This is a genomic window from Vibrio paucivorans, assembly GCF_054053395.1.
The window spans coordinates 1,542,049-1,561,241 of record NZ_CM133230.1 but is presented as its reverse complement, the minus strand read 5'-3'; the positions used below and the strand labels follow the sequence as shown (position 1 = coordinate 1,561,241).

The window sequence follows — 19,193 nt, the reverse complement described above, 5'->3', positions numbered from 1 at the left end:
AATACTTAAGTGCATATTTACATTATTATTTTAAGTAGAAAGATAGTACGCAGGGCTTGATTTTTGTTACATTCAGCCCCATAAATGTACTTATAAACATAAACCCTCATGAGGAAGATTATGAACAGCCCTATGTTTAGCCGCACTTCTACACAAGAAAGTGCAATCCAAACAAATAAAGTTTTGCGTAACACTTACGCTCTACTTTCAATGACTTTACTATGGTCTGCTGTCGTAGCAGGCGTTTCAATGGCAATGAACTTGCCTCGTCCTGGCATCATCCTAATGCTTGTTGGCTTTTACGGCCTGCTTTTCTTAACGGAGAAAAACCGCAACAATAGCATGGGCCTTGTGTTCACGTTCTTGTTCACTGGTTTCCTAGGCTACACAGTCGGTCCTCTGCTAAACATGTACATTGGCGCTGGCATGGGCGATGTTGTTCTTACTGCTCTAGGTGGTACTGCACTATCGTTTATGGCCGCTTCAGCTTACGCTTTGACAACGCGCCGTGACCTTTCAATGATGGGTGGCCTAATGTTGTCACTATTCGTTGTTCTTGTTGTAGGTATGATTGCAAGCTTCTTTATCCAATCTACGGTACTGCACCTAGCACTGAGCAGCCTATTCATTGTGTTCTCTACAATGGCTATTCTTATGACAACACAGGGCATTATCCGTGGTGGCGAGACTAACTACATCTCAGCAACTATCACGCTGTATGTTTCTATCTACAACATTTTCATCAGCCTATTAAGTATTCTAGGTATTATGAACAACGACTAATCTCGTTTAGTTGTTTAAAGAAAGCCCAAAAGCTCTTGCTTTTGGGCTTTTTTATTTCTGCTCTATTGAAGCAGCCCGACGTGCACGCTAACCTATTCATGTTCCTTAACACCTAGAGCCAAACAACATGTTCGAATATAACGGCAAGCAAATTGAAACTGATGAGCAAGGTTACCTTCTTGACCACACGCAGTGGGAAGAAGGAATGATAAATATCTTAGCGGAAGATGAAGGCATAGAATTAACCGACGCTCATCTAGAAGTGATACATTTTGTTCGTGACTTTTATGAAGAATTCAACACTTCACCAGCGGTAAGAATGTTGGTAAAGGCGATGGAAAAAGCTCATGGCCCTGAAAAAGGGAATAGCAAATACCTATTTAAGCTGTTTAAAAAAGGTCCAGCGAAGCAAGCAACAAAACTTGCTGGCTTACCTAAGCCAGCTAAATGTCTATAAAAATGACTAGAGTATCTCGAACCCTCTAAACTCCCTCATTATGGCCTCTTCTCGCTGCACACTTTCGACTGCGGCTGTACGGGGGCCTTCTTCAAGCCAGTTTGCCATCTGTTCAATCGCCAAGCTCTCTCCGCAAACCATTACTTCAACATCACCGCTATTTAAATTCTTAGCGTACCCCGTCAGCCCAAACTTCAACCCTTGATGTGAAGTATGGTAGCGAAACCCGACACCCTGCACCCTCCCAGAGACCGTGAATTTCTCGCACTTTTTATTCATATCTATACCTCTCATTTCATTAGGGTGATATATTCCCCAGTTCCATTCCCACCCTCAATGGAAAGAGGGTTTCTCAATGAGTACAATTATTATGAAAGAAATACCATTTCGCTGGATCGACAAATATCTCATTCACTTAAAAATACAAGAAAAATTCTATCTTCTCTTTATTCTACCCATCATTGCTCTCGCCGTTCTTACATTAGTTTTAGACAGTTCATCTGACGCTATGCTCGATAACCTATACAAAGATGAGCTGGCTCTGATGAAAGGTCTAATCGAAGCAGGCAATTTAAGCCAACAACAAGTGTCCGCGCTCATCGCCAATTCAGATACCATCAAAATTGGATCCGGAGAAGGTTCGATATCGGTCGCCAACGGCGCCTTTAGCCTTATTTCAAACCATGAGCAAGATATCTGGACTTCTCTTTCCACGACGCATCTAACAGTCGTTTTAGTTACACTTGGCTTAATCGCTTTAGGTGTTTACTACATTATGACCTTTATCGGTGGCGCCATGTTTACCATGAACAAAGCGCTATCTACATTGGCTGATGGCGACTTAACCAGTCGAATGAACTTTTTCAAAGTGAGAGATGAATTCAGCACGATCGCAATTACTATTGATAAAGTAGCAGAGCGCGAACAGACGTTGGTTCAATCTATCCAAGAATCGGTTGCTTTAATGCAACAAATTAGCTCTGAGCTTAATCTCTCAACTCAACAAAGCTCGGATATGTCAAATACCCAACAAGAGCATCTAAACTCGCTAGCGAGTGCAACAGAACAAATGGCTTCAACCATTCGTGAAGTGGCAACGCTTGCTCATGACTCTAGTACCCAAACTGAAGATGCGAAAAGTGTTGCTCAACTAGGGCAATCGAAAGTAAGTCATACATTAGAGTCGATTTCTAGCCTATCAAGTGAGATCCAATCGGCCTCTCAGGCAGTTGGGGAATTGGATTCAAACGCGGCTCAGATTGATGAAGTGGTCACAACCATCAATGGGATTTCGGAGCAAACTAACCTACTCGCCTTGAACGCAGCTATTGAAGCGGCTCGTGCTGGTGAACAAGGCCGAGGCTTTGCAGTGGTTGCGGATGAAGTACGAGCTCTTGCAGGCCGAACTCAACAGGCCACTGTGGAAATTCAATCAATGATCGAATCACTACAGCGTAATAGCCAAGCGCTAACCAAGTTGATGGATGTGACAGTAAGCAATGCCAATGAAGGCCAAACGTTAATGTCAGAAGTCAATGCTGAAATAGGTTCACTAGCAGATAAGAATCAGTCGATATCTGACAGCAGCATTCAAATAGCGACAGCAGCAGAAGAGCAAGGCGTTGTAGCTGACAATATCGCCGCAAGCGTCGAAGAAGTAAGAGTGCAAGCCGACAATGTGTGCTCTTTAATCAATGCGACCAACAGCAATATTGATCAACTAAGAAGTCAAAGTGACCGTATGGAATCACTTTTGGTTGGACTTAAAGCATAACGAACCCAAGGCCACTACTTAGTGGCCTTTTTATTTTGGCTTTAATTGCAATTCACCCTCCCTTCCCCGACAATACCCACCTTTCAAAACCAATAGAGCACAGTAATGACTTCGGCAATCTACTTAGAAAAAGGCAGAGATAAATCTCTACGACGTAAACACCCTTGGATTTTTTCTCGCGGTATTAGCAAAGTCGAAGGTACTCCAGAACTGGGCGAAACAGTCGACGTATTGACTAAAGATGGTCGTTGGTTAGCGAAAGCTGCGTACTCACCAAATTCTCAAATTCGAGCGCGCGTGTGGAGCTTTGAAAACGTTGAGATAGATAAATCATTCTTTGTAAAACGCATCCAAGATGCTCAGCTACTTCGCGAAGACATTATCAAACGTGATGGGCTTACAGGCTACAGACTGATCGCAGCTGAGTCAGATGGCCTTCCTGGTATCACAATTGATAAGTACCAAGACTACCTCGTTTGCCAATTACTAAGTGCAGGTGCGGAATACAACAAAAGTTTGTTAGTTGAAGCTCTAATAGAGTGCTTCCCGAACTGTCATGTCTATGAACGTTCAGACGTTGCTGTACGTAAAAAAGAAGGCTTAAAAGAAACGGTTGGTGTACTGCACGGCTCTACCCCACCAGAGTCTGTTGTGATTGAAGAAAACGGCGTTAAGATCAGTGTTGATATCGTCAATGGTCATAAAACTGGCTTTTACCTAGACCAACGCGATAGCCGACTACAAGCGATGAAATACGTTCAAGACAAAGAAGTGCTCAACTGTTTTTCATACACCGGTGGTTTTGGCCTCTATGCACTAAAAGGTGGCGCTAAGCGTGTTATTAACGCAGATGTATCCCAACCTGCATTAGACACAGCTAAGTACAATGCTCAAATCAACGAGTTTGATATTTCGAAAAAGAGAGCTGTCTTCCTTAACGCTGACGTCTTCAAACTGCTACGTGAATACCGTGACCAAGGTACTAAATTTGATGTCGTGATAATGGACCCACCGAAGTTCGTTTCAAGCAAAAACAACTTAACATCTGGCGCAAACGGCTATAAAGATATCAACATGCTGGCCATGCAGATATTGAAACCTGGCGGTACTTTACTTACTTACTCTTGCTCTGGCCTAATGGGCGCAGATCTATTCCAAAAAGTGATCGCTGACGCAGCACTAGATGCAGGCCGTAGCGTTAAATTTGTAGAACGATTTGAGCAAGCAGCGGATCACTTAACCGATTCTGCTTACCCTGAAGGTTTCTACTTGAAGGGCTTTGCGTGCAAAGTCCTATAATTCACTTATCGAATTCAATAAAAAAGGGCCTATTGGCCCTTTTTGTTTATCAACGCTTAATCTCTAGGTGTCTTGCGACACGATAAAGTTTTTCAAGAAGTCCACCGATGCTGCACTATCTTGCGGCAAACTATCAAACTGGCTCGCCGCATCCTGAAGAACAATGACCTGCGTTTCCCCACCATGTTCCATGGTCAATTTCAGATCGTCATCTTCAACGGTGATGTCGATACTGTTAAGCAAGTCTTCCATAGTTTCACCACCATCAACATCAACTAACTCAGAGATATCGATTCGGTCTTCGCCCTTAGTAAAGTCTGCAACCACATCTTCATGAGTTGAGAATTGATCTCCATCTACCCATTTAAAGATGTCATCACCGTCTCCACCAATCAATATATCGTTACCGATACCACCAATTAACGTATCATCGCCTTCTTGTCCGAATAAGATGTCGTTACCAGCCTCACCTGATATAACATCATCCTTATCACCCGTTTGGCTGGCTGGATTAGACACTAATGCATTACTTATAGACTCGGCATTATCACGAACATAGTTATGGATAGTTTCTGTATCAACATCTGCTAATTCTTTGCCTAGCTGCTGTGAGACATAACTTTGAAGAGCCGGTATACCTTGCCCTGCAATACCATCGAACTGAACGTTGTCTCCGAATATGACATCATCGCCAGCCCCCGCAGTTATCGTGTCCTTACCAGCATCAACGTCCTGAGTATGGCCCAATATTGCTTCCGCCAATTGATCTACATTGATGTTCTGATCAACTACGCCATCCGTGTCAAATGCTTTGAGTGTATTAGCATCCACGCCACTACCAATACCGATAGCTTGTACCGTCGACATATTGGCAAGCACTTGATACATATGCTGAGCTTGAACCGTCACATTTTCAGATTCTGAGTTGCTATCTTCAAACTCAAGTGAAGAACCATCTACGGATAATGTTCCTAACAATTCACCAGTGTATGGCGAATAGACTAAAGCTTCACCATCATCGTAGACCACCACATTATTTCCATCACGTGTGATTGGACTATTTTGCAGTGAACCGATATCAAAGTTATCACCTAGTACATCACCTAGAGACTCAACAGAACCTGTAGATTTATCAACGTACAGCCAAAAACTGGAGAACTCTGCCGCCTCTAAATCGTTTTCAACAGCTCTATTAGGGTGCCCATCCGTAATAAAGAAACTGTGGTTTGTCGCACTATCTGACGACACACTATTGAACCATTCGACCGCTGATTCAAAGCCTGCTTCGTAGTTTGTCATTCCCCAATAATCATCTTCAATGGAGCTCAATGCATTAGCAAACGCCAATTTAGGATTAGGCTCCGACAGGTCTATTGAAATGACGCGAGATGCTTCTGAGCCAAATTCAGTAAGCAGTACATTAACCGTACCTGAGTTGGCACCCTGAGTTGCATCGAACAATTGATCAAATGCGGATTGCAGTTCTGCTTTCGCAGGGGTAATCGTTTGATGCATACTTCCAGAGGTATCAAACACGAACGCTATATTATAATCTTCGCCCGGTATGACCTGCAGTCCACTTACATCACCAATAATCACATCGTGATCACCTGCAGTGGCAAGTACATCATCTCCGGCTTCACCAGTGGTAGAAGAGTAACCGCGTAAGCTAGCGCTAGCTGAAGCACTATTCGAAGCACTATCAACGATTTGTCCATCAACTACTTCGTTTGCAACCGCAGCCACTGTTACGTTCAAATCAAGGCTGCCAGAGTAGTCAGATGGAATCGAAATATAGGCGTCGTCTATTGTGCCCGACTTACTCACATCCAATGCAACTGGAATGAGATAACTATTTAACCCATTAGCAGTGCTCGTCGGTGAAATCAGCACACCACCGACGAACAGCGATAGGCCTTCAGGGATACCTGACACTACAACACTTTGGCCATCAAGCTGTTCACTGTCATCCGTATCGGACAATGAAACATCGATAGTGACAGCAACTCTCTGCTCAGTAGCAACTGAATACTCGTGGTTCTCATTGTCCAGTTGAACGATAGCGTCAGAAAAAACAATCTGTTCAATAAAGTACAAGTGATCACCTTGGTTAATAGGTGTGACATTGTCACTCTTGGTTTCAGTTTGCGTCTTATCAACGACCTGCCAATAACCACCGCCTGCTTTATCAAACCAAGTTATCTCAAAGTTATCTATAGAACCTTCGTAAATCACCGTGTCAATTGCGTTTGTTGGGTCTAAAGAAGTCTGTGCACCGTGGAAAGTGTCGTTTAAGCCACCACCAACGAATACATCCGAACCGTTATACGTCCCAGTATATGTTACTTGATGTGCAGCGTCTGGCGTTCCCGGAGCGCCTGGATAGGTGTCTTGAGCTACATACAAGTCGCTAGATTCACCTGCGCCTACTTCGTGTTTACCTCGGTATAGGTCACCATCTACATCCAGCACTCCACCATTGTTGAAGTCATCAATAATAGAATCGCGATCAGTTGAGAACTCAGGTGCTACATAGCTTGTTTCTAATTGTCCGAGCTCTATAGAAACAACGGGGTCGTCTGCTATCGGCGTAACATCAATAGTAAGCTGTTTCACATCAGATGAAACACCATCTTTACTTACGGTAAAATCGATAACGACGTAGTCATTCAACTGGTCACCAGAGCCGTCAGAATTGTATTCGTTAGTCCCAGATTCATTAAGTTCTGGTACGAACCTTAACTCTCCAGAGCTAATCACTGTGGCGTCAATTGTTTGCTCTGCCGTAATGTCTACCCAGCTGTCACCATCTTTGAGTTGTAATACACCATTATCTAATGGTGACTGAAGTGTTACTTGGCTTGCCACATCAGTAACCCCAAAGTCATCCAAGCTCAGGATAATAGCGGTATCTTCATCTCCACTAATCTCTTTGCTCAGCGCATCTGGAGCCACAGCCACTGGCAATACAGTAACATTAATGACATTGCTGACTTCCGCACTAGGTACATCGTAATTCGTATCCGTTTCAGTTGAAGTCACTGTAACGGTAACCGGATAATCCCCAGGCTCTTCGATTAGCACTTGTAAGTTGACGAAGTCAGACCAATCAGAGATATCCGCAGCACCATCAGCGCCAACGACAATGTCTTCTTCACCAACAGTACGGACGATAGAACCTTCTGGTAACCCTTCAAGTATCACCGACAGTTCTTCTGAACCATCGTTATCTTTAGACGCCCCAATGACAAGATCACTTAAGTTAATAAACGAATCTTCATAGCCGTAATTATCAACTTCAGTCAGTTCAATATTATCCAGCAACGCGCCATAGGTATCGCTCTGAGATGATTGGAATACCAGTTTGTAATCACCATCTTCAGGAACTTCAAAGGTAACCGTCTCTGTCGACCATTCTCGGACTTGGTTTTCATAATCGTAGACAGTGGTTTCATTCCCTTCGGAATCGACGAGCAATAACGTGACTGGAGAAGAGCCGACTCTTCGTGCAGCAATATCAAATGAAATAGTGTAGAAAGAGCCACCCTGCGCAGTAAATTCAGTTGATAAAGTGGTATCGTTTCTGCCGCCTTCGATCTCAAACAGCTTATTTTGTCGGTCGTCGGCATCTCTACCTAAATAGACACCTTCTCTACCTACTTCTACACGTGAACTCGCATTTTCTGTGCCCCAATCACCAACTGCACCATCAGTTAACTCATCTTCAGAAACATTGCCGCGCCACGAGCGTCTTCCCAAATCGATATGCTCAAAGTCATTTGACGAAATTACCTTAGGATCTGAAATTGATAGGGATGGCATGTCCGCAACAGGCGTCACTTCTACATTTACAACCTGAGCAGTCTCAACTTCTGAACCATCTGAATCAAGGCCTTGGACGATAAGTCCGAAATCTTCATCGCTATCTTCTGGTGGTTGAACTTCTAATTTGTCGCCGTTGCTGAACGAAATAGTAGCTTCACCTTGAGAAACTGGGACTTCTGCACCGTTAAGGAATAATTTAGCTCCAGAAGGGATTGAAGCGACGAGCAACTGGCTCACAGACGAGCTATCAGGAAGCTCAACAGAAACCTCAATCTTGCTATCTTCTGCACCAACAGAGGACTCTGTCACTATGATGTCGTCAACACCATTTACATTGATAGTTGAAGTCGCGGTGTTAGATTGAAGCCCACTCCCATCAATAACACTCACCTCTATTTCTCTAGGCTGCTCTGATGGACTATCACTGTTGTTACTAAACGTCACCGAGTTAAGGAAAGCTTCAAAATCTGATGCTGATACTTCACTTTCGGTTTGATGCGTAATCACTAACGTAATGGAACCGCTGTCTTCAGTTACTTGAACATCAAAACCGAGTGTATTATCCCAAGAAAGACTATCTGCTTCCTGTTTGTTGGTAAGCGATATGGTCAGCGAAGAAATTGAGTCTTTATCATCAAAGATATCAGCATTCGCAGCTGCAATAGAGACACCGGCATCACCTTCTTCATAGTGAGTTTCAAAACTATCACTCGTATCAACTTTACTTAGCTTGATCACTAAATCATTGAAGTCATTGTCATCCTGTGCAATACCTCTTTGATCGTCGAAGCCAATAATGGTGTCGCCGTGTTCGTCAGCTGAAATACGAATCTGACCTTCTTCATCATGGCTGGTAAACACTTCGACGTTTTTAACAACCGAGTCAACAACTAGTTTACCGTCTGAGTTAACCTCCAGTTTGCTTGAGCCACTGATAAGCGATGCGCCATTAGGGATCAAGAAATACCCTACATTATCCAATGAGTTGATTGTGCCCAGATTCGGCTCTGACACGTCGTGCGAGTTTTCTAGCAACACATGAAGCTCTTGGGTTTGAGACGCTTCATCCCACACATAGTAGCCAAACACATTGTCGTAACCTGCGCTTTCGCTAACAAACTCAAACTGATACTCACTTCCATCAAGATCGATGGTCGGCTTCTCGTTATCAACAATGGTTGCAACACCAGTAACCATTGCCGTTTGATGAGCAGTAGAAGCTGAAAGTGTAAAGCGTTCACCATCATCCATAACTGAGTCATCGCTTGTTACTACGTGAACCTCAAAGAAAGTAACCTGTGGCGGTAGTTCAACGTCAAACTGTCCGTTAACCACAGGCAATGTTTCCGCCACGCCATCAATTACGACCTGAACAGTAGCGGAATTAAAGTCTTCTGGTGAAGTCGCTGAATGCTCAGCCAAAGATAAACTAACTATCGTAGACGACAAACTTGGGTTCGAAATTTGAACGTCAAACACGGCAACTTGGCCTTCTTCAACTCTAATATCCTCAATCGCCTCAACCAACGGTCTGTCGTCATCAGCGCGTTCAGGCCCGTTACCATCTGAGTCGATGCTACCATCATCTTTAACAATAGCAGTACCTGTATCTTGTCCCTGAACACCAACGACACCAGTAGCCACAATCGAGAAATCTTCGACGCCTTCATAAATAGGCGCTCCGCTATCGTCTACTGTCTCTACAACAACTCGTAGTTCTGTAATGCCAGCAGGAATGACGACATCCCCATTATTTTCTATCGGTAACTTGGTCCAACTGCCATTAAGGAAATGCTGTACCTCAGTATTACCCAAATCTTGTGCATCAGTGGAACCATGAACTACCGCAACATTGATAGTGACAGGTACTTCCGTATATTTGGATAGAGTTACATCGAAGACTGCACTACTACCTTCACTAACATCTGAAGAGTTTTGAACTTCAATAGTTGGAATATCTATATTCTCTATAGAACCAGACTTACTATGCCCATCAACTACAATGGTGAACGTCTCGGTATTTTCGTAAATACCATCCTCCACAGTTGGGATTAATACCGTAAAGTCCGATACTCCAACTGGAACAACTACCTCTTTAGTTGATCCGTCGTATTTCACACCATTGGTGAACACGATTTGAGAAAGGTCTACATCCTGTTCGCCAGCAGAATCAATCAGGCTAGAACCAAGCTCCAAAGGATATCTAGTTTCAACTAATGCTCCGCCATCTAGAGAAACTTTATAGGCCAGAGATTCACCTTCTTGAACACTGTTGGACAGCAATTCAATTCCACTTACATCAGGAGAGGTTGGTAGAGGGTTTACAATCACATCAACTGACGCTTCACTGAAACCACCTTTATCATCGGTAATTTGGTAGCTAAACTCTGTGGTACCAACAAACGAATCGTCCAAATCGAAATACACTATCCCGTCTTCGATATAAGCTTCGCCGTTTTGTTCGCCATATACGAAAGTGATACGCAACGAGTCTCCATCTGCATCCGTATCGTTAGCTAGCAGTTCATCAACAGGTATAGCAAGTACGCCACCTTGATTAACCGCGTAAGCGCCTTCTTCATTAGATGCTTCGAAGCCTGTTAGGAAATAATCTGATGAATCGTTTCCTCTTGCAGGAACATTATCAAATTCAATCGCTTCAAATACGATACTGTCGAAAGCCGTACCGTCCAAGTCGATATCGTAACTACCTTTATTACTTCCTTGATTAGCAACAAATGATCCGCTGGATACAGGGACACCATCCAAATACGCAACCCACATACCTTGTTCATCATTACCTGAACCACCTTCGTTTAGGAAAAGGTTGGAGACTTCGAACGAAAACTTAGTCGCGGGCTTATCTAGTTGTATCTCGAATTTTTCTGATTCACCATCTTCACGGTTGTACTGAATTTGAGCAGCAACACCACCGTTTTCATGACCACTCACGCCGCGCTTAACGCCTTGCTCCGTGATATCTCTGGATTCATCCTGGTAACTAGCACTAATAGATGCACCATCAGTATCCCAAGAGCCATTGTTAAATGAACCTAAGCTTACTTGGAAACCAACAGGATCATCGACTGCCACTGGAGCTTGGTTTTGCTCATCAATCGTGACGGTCGATTCTTCGCTCACGTTACCGTCGGCATCAATAGCACGGTAGTCAAAAGAGTCGTTATTATCAGTTTCCAAATAACGTAGTTCCCAGTTGCCTTTACCAACGGTTGAGACATCTACTCGGGTGATTTCAGCACCATCTGGTAACTCGAAGTCGTCTGAAGGGATAACAATTTCATGCAAAAGATTGGCATCACCAGGACTTTCTTTTTGGTATTCAAATGTCTTGCTACCACCTTCGAAGAACACCGTAATTTGGACACTAGACTCAAATCCGTTGTTCGTACCTTCGTAGAAAAAAGCACCCAAACCGTCTAAGCCTAAAGTGACAGAATCAGCTGGACGACTTGAAAACTCGATCGACAGCGTCTCATCACTATTTATTCCTTTATTGTTTTGGACCCCAATACCATGCCCTACATGTCCCTCATTTTCATCTCCACGGTATTGAACAAGCCTACCATCAGGACTTGATATCGTGACAATGTCACCGTTATCTAGCTCCAACTCGCGAGTATGGCTATCTACTTTCTCACCCCAGTTATAGAAGTCAGTTTGACTTGGGTTTTGATCTTCCTCACCAAGTGGAGAGACCTCCACTTGGCTATTTAGTCCTAAAGAGAAGCCCTCAGAGTTGGAGTCCGCTTGATATTCGATGAAGTACGGATCAAACACTGTGTACTGAGTATCATCATCACCTTCGCTATACAAATCAGCGGCTGTAATAGCTACGCCTTTGTAAAACAACGTACCAGATTCAGGTAGCTCAGTGATGACTACACCGACTTGTGCTCCACTCGCATCATCTTCATTGTCTGAAATATGATCTAGGCTTTCATCCGCACTATCGAAAATAACTTGCGTGCGCCCATTACCAGCAACACCAACCGTAAAGTCTTCTGATTCGGGCGGGTTATCATGTCTGTCATCAATCACTACCGATTGTTTGGCACTTGAAACATCAATCGCTTCAAATACATTCTCATCTGTTTCAGGATCTGTAACGGATACAACAGACACTTCAAAAGATTCATTTTCTTCGTACACATCATTATTGATGGTATCTATAGTGAACGTGGCAGTTACACCATCAGCCCCAACCGTAGCGGTGTGAACTTCAGTAATGTCTTCATCATCTGCATTCGTATACGTGTATGCTAACGTAACCACACTACCTTCAGGAGCAAACTGATCTAGCGTCACTTCAAATTGATCTGTTGTTTCACCTTCTAGCACTATCGAAGGTCCAGACAGCGATACCGTGACTACGTCCGCCACGTCTTCATCGTCGATCTTCACTTTGACTTTGTCTGCACCTTCCAGCGCATCCACCGCTTCAAAGCTGTTATTCACATCATCAACATCAGTAATTTCGACTTTAAGTTTCTCGGTACCTTCGTTGAGGTAATCATCCACAGTCTGCACGGTAAATTGCGCTTCACCTGTAGCGTCGATGGTGATGCTGTCTGGTAATGCTTCAGTGTCGTCGCCACGCGAGGCTTTACCTTTCCAATCGAGCGCTACGTCGATAGAAGTATCACTTGGTAAGTCAGTCAGTGGATTTCCGTCGGCATCAACTAGTGTCACGGTGTAAGTCAGCTCACCGCCTTCATCAATACGTGACTCATCCACGGTAATTTGTGCGTAGACGGTGTCTTCTTCACCTTGAACGGCTTCATCCACAATTTGGCTTGATGCAGAATCGCTACCAGATAACGCATCGACCGATTCGAAGCTGCTGTTATTGTCCGCTACTTCACCTAAAGCAACGCTAAGCTCTTCACTGCCTTCGTTTAAGAAGTCATCAGTGGTTTGAACCACGAAACTTGCCGTACCGCTGCTGCCCACGAGCACTGAGTTTGGTAACGTCGTGGTGTCATCACCTAAAGAAGCCGCACCACTCCAGTTGAGTTCAACTTCCACTGAGGTGTTGTTTGGTAAATCCGTCAGCGCATTACCCGCTGCATCAACCAACGTGACGGTGTACGTCAGTGCACCGCCTTCTTCAATGCTGGATTCATTCACCGAGATTTGGGCGTAAACAGTATCTTCTTCACCTTGAACGGCTTCATCCACAATTTGGCTTGATGCAGAATCGCTACCAGATAACGCATCGACCGATTCGAAGCTGCTGTTATTGTCTGCTACTTCACCCAATGACACGCTAAGCTCTTCACTGCCTTCATTTAAGAAGTCATCGGTAGTTTGAACGACGAAACTTGCCGTACCGCTGCTGCCGACGAGCACTGAGCTCGGTAACGGATTGGTATCGTCACCTAAAGACGCAGCGCCGCTCCAGTTGAGTTCGACTTCCACTGACGTGTTGTTTGGTAAATCCGTCAGCGCATTACCTGCTGCATCAACCAGCGTGACGGTGTACGTCAGTGTACCGCCTTCTTCAATGCTGGCTTCACCCACTGAGATTTGGGCGTAGACCGTATCTTCTGTGCCCTGCGTATCTTCATCGTCGATCTTCACTTTGACTTTGTCTGCACCTTCCAGCGCATCCACTGCTTCAAAGCTGTTGTTCACATCATCAACATCGGTAATTTCAACTTTAAGCTTCTCGGTACCTTCGTTGAGGTAGTCATCGACAGTCTGCACGGTAAATTGCGCTTCACCTGTAGCGTCGATGGTGATGCTGTCTGGTAATGCTTCAGTGTCGTCGCCACGCGAGGCTTTGCCTTTCCAATCAAGCGCTACGTCAATAGAAGTATCACTTGGTAAGTCAGTCAATGGATTTCCGTCGGCATCGACTAGTGTCACGGTGTAAGTCAGCTCACCGCCTTCATCAATGCGTGACTCATCCACGGTAATTTGTGCGTAGACGGTGTCTTCTTCACCTTGAACGGCTTCATCCACAATTTGGCTTGATGCAGAATCGCTACCAGATAACGCATCGACCGATTCGAAGCTGCTGTTATTATCTGCTACTTCACCTAAAGCAACGCTAAGCTCTTCACTGCCTTCGTTTAAGAAATCATCAGTGGTTTGAACCACGAAACTTGCCGTACCGCTGCTGCCCACGAGCACTGAGTTTGGTAACGTCGTGGTGTCATCACCTAAAGAAGCCGCACCACTCCAGTTGAGTTCAACTTCCACTGAGGTGTTGTTTGGTAAATCCGTCAGCGCATTACCCGCTGCATCAACCAACGTGACGGTGTACGTCAGTGCACCGCCTTCTTCAATGCTGGATTCATTCACCGAGATTTGGGCGTAAACAGTATCTTCTTCACCTTGAACGGCTTCATCCACAATTTGGCTTGATGCAGAATCGCTACCAGATAACGCATCGACCGCTTCAAAGCTGCTGTTATTGTCTGCTACTTCACCTAAAGCAACGCTAAGTTCTTCACTGCCTTCATTTAAGAAGTCATCGGTGGTTTGCACCACAAACCTTGCGGTACCACTGCTACCCACGAGCACTGAGTTCGGTAACGAATTGGTATCGTCACCTAAAGACGCAGCGCCGCTCCAGTTAAGTTCGACTTCCACAGACGTGTTGTTTGGTAAATCACTCAGCGCATTACCCGCAGCATCAACCAGCGTGATGGTGTAAGTCAGTGCACCACCTTCTTCAATGCTGGCTTCATCCACTGAGATTTGGGCGTAGACGGTGTCTTCGGCCGCAGGCTCCGACTCATCAACAATAGTATTTGCCCCTGTTGCTTCACTATTCTCAAGGTACTCACTAGGACTTGTGACGGATAAGGAAATACTTTCAGAGTTTTCGAGCAACTTATCATCTATGACCTGAACATAGACGCTTAGCTGTGTCTCTCCCGATACTATTTCGAGATCGCTATCTGTGATAGGTCTATAACCACCATTGCCATCTTCGACAAAGAGGCCATCAAGGTAGTCGACACCTTTTGTAGCAGTATCGCTATCGGAGCCAAGCGTTAGTTCAAGCGCTACATTTTCAGTAACTGCTTGATCTAAGTTGATTGTAAAACCAAGGTACGCGTTATCGGCTTCAACAACAGCATCTTGCGGGACTACGGTGAGTTCAGCGACAGGTAATACATCAACATTGACAGTTACCGTATCAAATCCACCGTTACCGTCACTTACCTGAATTTCAAATTGATCTGAGCCATTGTATTCTTCGTTTGGCGTGTATTCCCAATTCCCCTCTTCATCTAATAAGACAGTACCATTTAGAGGTTGTGTTGAGATCGCGTAAGTCAGTTCATCTCCATCAACATCCTCTGCTTGGACTTTTCCACTAACCGAAGAATCTTCCTTGGTGGTCACCGACTCTTCTTCGCCAGTAGGTATACTATTCTCATCGACTAAGACAGGGGCGTCATTAACAGGGTTAACGGTAATTTGGATGGTTATGGTATCGGTAAATCCCGTACCGTCGCTTACTTGAGCAGTAAAGCTATCGGAACCATTGTAATTGGCATCAGGTGTGTAAACCCAAGAACCATCGGGGTCAAGAGTTAGTACACCGTTCTCTGGGCCTTCCAAAGCACTAAATATTAAAGAGTCATTATTGGAGTCAGTAGCAAGGAGTTGCCCTGTTAAAGGAATATCTTCGTCCGTGTCGATTCCAAGTTCGCTGCCGAGTTCATTGGTCGCTGCATCCACAAAGACCGGGGAATATTGTTGGTACTGCTCCAGTAGGGTTAAACTTTGAGTTTGCGATAAACCAAGTCTTTCTAGGCCTTGGGTCGCGAAATCAGTTTCGGCTATGGTTTCGGTGCCATCTCTAGCAACACTAGCAGAGTCGGTAAGACTTGAGCCAGACGAAGTACCTGCGGCAGTTGCAAATTCATCTCCAAGCTGAGTCGGGTCTTCCCCTTGCTCTAACGCCGCAAGAATATCGTCGACTTCATCAGTGATGTCTTGAGGAATGCCATTATCATCAGCAAGCTGAACGGTTATATCAGGTTGAGTGTCCGCGTCGAATGTTCCATCCGCATTTAGCAGCACCTCACCAGGCTGAAGTGCCTGACCTTCCTCTAGTACTTTCAGGTTACCATTTACATCAATAACCATTACTTGTCCTGCTGCTAAGTTGCCTGCAGCGATAAGAGCACCAAATCCCATATGAGCCTCTAACCTATGTGAACTGCCACCAAAGAACTATGTCAATTTCTTGGCAATTCATTAATTATCATTAATCCTAGTGATAACTTATCATTTTCGAATGTCAAACAGAAGAAATCTGTAACCTGACAGCAACAAATTCACTCCACTAAATGACACTGATCACAACCATTCCATGAAGCAAGATCACGAAATTCTGATATATTTTCATCCAAAGTATTAAATTTGCTCTAAATGAACCCAATAAACAACACAGAATCCCGTTAACGATTGCGTTACAAATTCTGGTACAAACTAATTAGTGTTTTTATTTTTCTGTGTTACTTTATTGACGATTTCGATACCTTCATCTCAATAATGAGACAAGCAATCTCGTAGTATCACCCTCTAAAGAATTTGTCCAAGGAGAGACAGAGTGAACTGGAATAGACTGAAAACACTAAGCTGCCTTGTAGCTTTGAGTTTTCCTGCTCACAGCCAAACCCTAGAACAAGCTGTAGCGCACACGTTAAAAACAAACCCTGAAATCAAAGCATCTTTTAATGAGTTTGTAAGTAAATCCTACTTAGCAGATGCATCAGGTGGCGCATACTTACCAAGTATAGACTTAGATGCAGGAATTGGTTATGAAGCGGTCGACCTCGCTTCCGGTACCGAAAATGAGCTCACTCGTAAAGAAGCAACTATCACTCTGACTCAACTTCTTTGGGATGGCTCTGCAACGCTAAACGATATGGATCGTACGTCGGCAGACGCTGAATCAGTTCGCTTTCAATTGCTATCAGACGCTCAAGATATCGCACTGGAAGTCACCAAGATTTATCTAGACGCCACTAAAGCGTATGAAGTCTTAGCACTTTCCGAGAGTAACCTCGCGATACATAAAGAGATATACAAAGACATCAAAAGGCGAGTAGATTCGGGTATTGGTTCAACCGCGGATATGTCTCAAGTTGAAGCGCGTATCGCTAAAGCACACGGTAACCTTCTCGCTGCGCAGAACAACCTTTACGATGTTCACACCCAGTTCAAAAGAATTGTTGGCCAGTCTCCTCAAGGGTTAATCTTCCCACGAGCTGATCAAAACATGATTCCATTCACCGTGGATGATGCGCTTAACCAAGCATTCAGCCACCACCCTGTAATCAAAATCGCGCAAGCAGATGTCGATTCAGCTAAGTTCCAATATAAACAATCAAAAGGGGTCAACTACCCTACTTTCTCTATTGAGGCAGCTCAGACGTGGCGTGACGATGCTGGAGGCATCGAAGGTGGCAGTGATGAAACCACAGCGATGCTTCGTATGAGATATAACCTCTATAACGGCGGTTCAGACTCAGATCGTGCGGAAAGTTTTGCATACCAACTCAACAAAGCAAAAGACCTGAGAGACAGAACTTACCGTACAGTTGAGGAAGGCCTAAGATTATCTTGGAGCGCTTTGGACCTAACCGTTCAACAAAAAGAGTTTTTGGCTGACCACGTAGACTCGGCATCAGACACGGTTATTGCATATGAAAAGCAATACAAACTAGGTAAACGAACTCTACTCGATCTACTCAACACCGAAAATGAACTGTTCGAAGCTCGTAAAGGCTATTTAGATGCCAAATATTCTGAACAATACGCTAAGTATCGTGTGATGAATGCGACAGGTAGTTTGTTAGAGTCACTGCGCGTCGATACGCCAGAAGAATGGAACAAAGAGGTGGAGTACTAGAATGAAGACAGCGATTTTACCTCTAACTACTTTATTGCTAGCCAGTAATATAGCCTTTGCGGAGAGTGACACTTCAAGTGATGAGTTTGAATACCTCGAGACTCCTGTCGCAGAGCAAATCGACGACCTTATTGATGATGATCGTGATGGCGTTATCAATGCACGAGATTTATGTCCTGAAACACCACTGAAAGCTGAGATAGATAACGACGGTTGTGCAACCTACGTGAAAACTGAGCAGACAATGCAATTGCACATCTTGTTCGCTAACGACTCATCGAATATCAATCCTGCATTTCTGAGTCAAATTCGCTCAATGGCAAAATTCCTTAAAGATTACCCATCGACTTCAATTGAACTCCAAGGCTACGCAAGTAAAGTTGGTAATCATAAGTACAACCAAAAGCTGTCTGAAAAGCGCGCGCAAGAAGTTCAGTCGGCACTCATCAACAATGGCATCAGTCATTCTCGAATCCAAATTCTTGGATTTGGTGACACCAACCTTGAAGAGCTTGGCGACGACGAAGTGAGCCATGCGATGAACCGGAAAGTTGTTGCAACAGTGGTTGGACACAAAGGCTCCGTCAAAGAAGAATGGACCATATTCAATAAGATCGAAAAATAAAGGTCTTAACTTTTCTTAAGGGCGCTTTGCGCCCTTTTTTATTGATTATTGAGTGTGATACATCGTTTAAAATGCTACTCTTACAGCGTCTAACTTACAGAGAATAATGCTATGAGCAAATTAACTTCAGACATCCAAAAGAACTTGGAATTGTTTGTTGCCGAAACTAAGGAAACTAAGCTTGTTTGGGGTCTTCGTAACGAAGAAGGATGGCTTGCTGTTGATTCTACTGAGTTTGAGCAAAGCGAAGTAATGCCGTTTTGGTCAGCGAAAGAAGATGCGGTAACTCACAATGTAGAAGAGTGGGCTGACTTTGAAGTGCTAGAAATTCCGCTGGATATTTTTGTAGAAGATTGGCTACTAACTCTTGCAGAGGACGGTGTTCTTGTTGGTACGAACTGGAACGAGACGTTGGAAGGTAAAGAAGTAGAGCCTTCAGATCTTGCAAAAATGTACCTAAGCTAATTTCATAGCTCATACCTTTCTAAACGCCGCTATTTCAGCGGCGTTTCTCTATCTTCTACCTCAT

9 protein-coding genes are annotated in these 19,193 nt (G+C 44.2%); 7 read left to right on the top strand and 2 right to left on the bottom strand.

Going from position 1 to position 19,193, the window contains the following annotated elements; genetic code table 11:
* Nucleotides 1-120: 120 nt before the first annotated feature.
* Nucleotides 121-783: a Bax inhibitor-1/YccA family protein gene (locus ACXABW_RS07260; protein ID WP_252030710.1), complete on the top strand. Its 663-nt coding sequence runs from the start codon at nucleotides 121-123 to the stop codon at nucleotides 781-783.
* A gap of 127 nt (nucleotides 784-910) precedes the next feature.
* Nucleotides 911-1,240 carry a TusE/DsrC/DsvC family sulfur relay protein gene (locus tag ACXABW_RS07255; protein ID WP_252030709.1) on the top strand — a complete coding sequence of 110 codons (330 nt, stop codon included), beginning with the start codon at nucleotides 911-913 and terminating at the stop codon, nucleotides 1,238-1,240.
* Between the two features lie 6 nt (nucleotides 1,241-1,246).
* Here ACXABW_RS07255 and yccX read toward each other — a convergent pair whose 3' ends face one another.
* Nucleotides 1,247-1,519 (bottom strand): acylphosphatase, encoded by a 273-nt coding sequence (yccX, locus tag ACXABW_RS07250; protein WP_252030708.1) that lies wholly within the window; start codon nucleotides 1,517-1,519, stop codon nucleotides 1,247-1,249.
* A 91-nt stretch (nucleotides 1,520-1,610) separates the two neighbouring features.
* Between yccX and ACXABW_RS07245 the strand changes: the two genes are divergently transcribed.
* Nucleotides 1,611-3,014, top strand: coding sequence for a methyl-accepting chemotaxis protein (locus ACXABW_RS07245; RefSeq protein ID WP_457524966.1), 1,404 nt, complete (start codon nucleotides 1,611-1,613; stop codon nucleotides 3,012-3,014).
* Between the two features lie 105 nt (nucleotides 3,015-3,119).
* Nucleotides 3,120-4,313, top strand: coding sequence for a class I SAM-dependent methyltransferase (locus tag ACXABW_RS07240; RefSeq protein WP_457524825.1), 1,194 nt, complete (start codon nucleotides 3,120-3,122; stop codon nucleotides 4,311-4,313).
* A 63-nt stretch (nucleotides 4,314-4,376) separates the two neighbouring features.
* On the opposite strand, the gene ACXABW_RS07235 is transcribed toward ACXABW_RS07240, so the two are convergent.
* The gene (locus ACXABW_RS07235) at nucleotides 4,377-16,319 is read right to left on the bottom strand and encodes an Ig-like domain-containing protein (protein ID WP_457524824.1); all 11,943 of its coding nucleotides are present in this window, start codon (nucleotides 16,317-16,319) and stop codon (nucleotides 4,377-4,379) included.
* A gap of 415 nt (nucleotides 16,320-16,734) precedes the next feature.
* On the opposite strand from ACXABW_RS07235, the gene ACXABW_RS07230 reads away from it, so the two are divergent.
* The 3 genes from ACXABW_RS07230 to ACXABW_RS07220 all read left to right on the top strand — a co-directional run bounded on the left by ACXABW_RS07230 (nucleotide 16,735) and on the right by ACXABW_RS07220 (nucleotide 19,129).
* Nucleotides 16,735-18,039: a TolC family outer membrane protein gene (locus ACXABW_RS07230; RefSeq protein ID WP_252030703.1), complete on the top strand. Its 1,305-nt coding sequence runs from the start codon at nucleotides 16,735-16,737 to the stop codon at nucleotides 18,037-18,039.
* Between the two features lies 1 nt (nucleotide 18,040).
* On the top strand, nucleotides 18,041-18,664 hold the full coding sequence (locus ACXABW_RS07225; protein ID WP_457524822.1) for an OmpA family protein: 624 nt from the start codon (nucleotides 18,041-18,043) through the stop codon (nucleotides 18,662-18,664).
* A gap of 111 nt (nucleotides 18,665-18,775) precedes the next feature.
* On the top strand, nucleotides 18,776-19,129 hold the full coding sequence (locus tag ACXABW_RS07220) for a DUF2750 domain-containing protein (RefSeq protein ID WP_252030701.1): 354 nt from the start codon (nucleotides 18,776-18,778) through the stop codon (nucleotides 19,127-19,129).
* Nucleotides 19,130-19,193 lie beyond the last annotated feature (64 nt).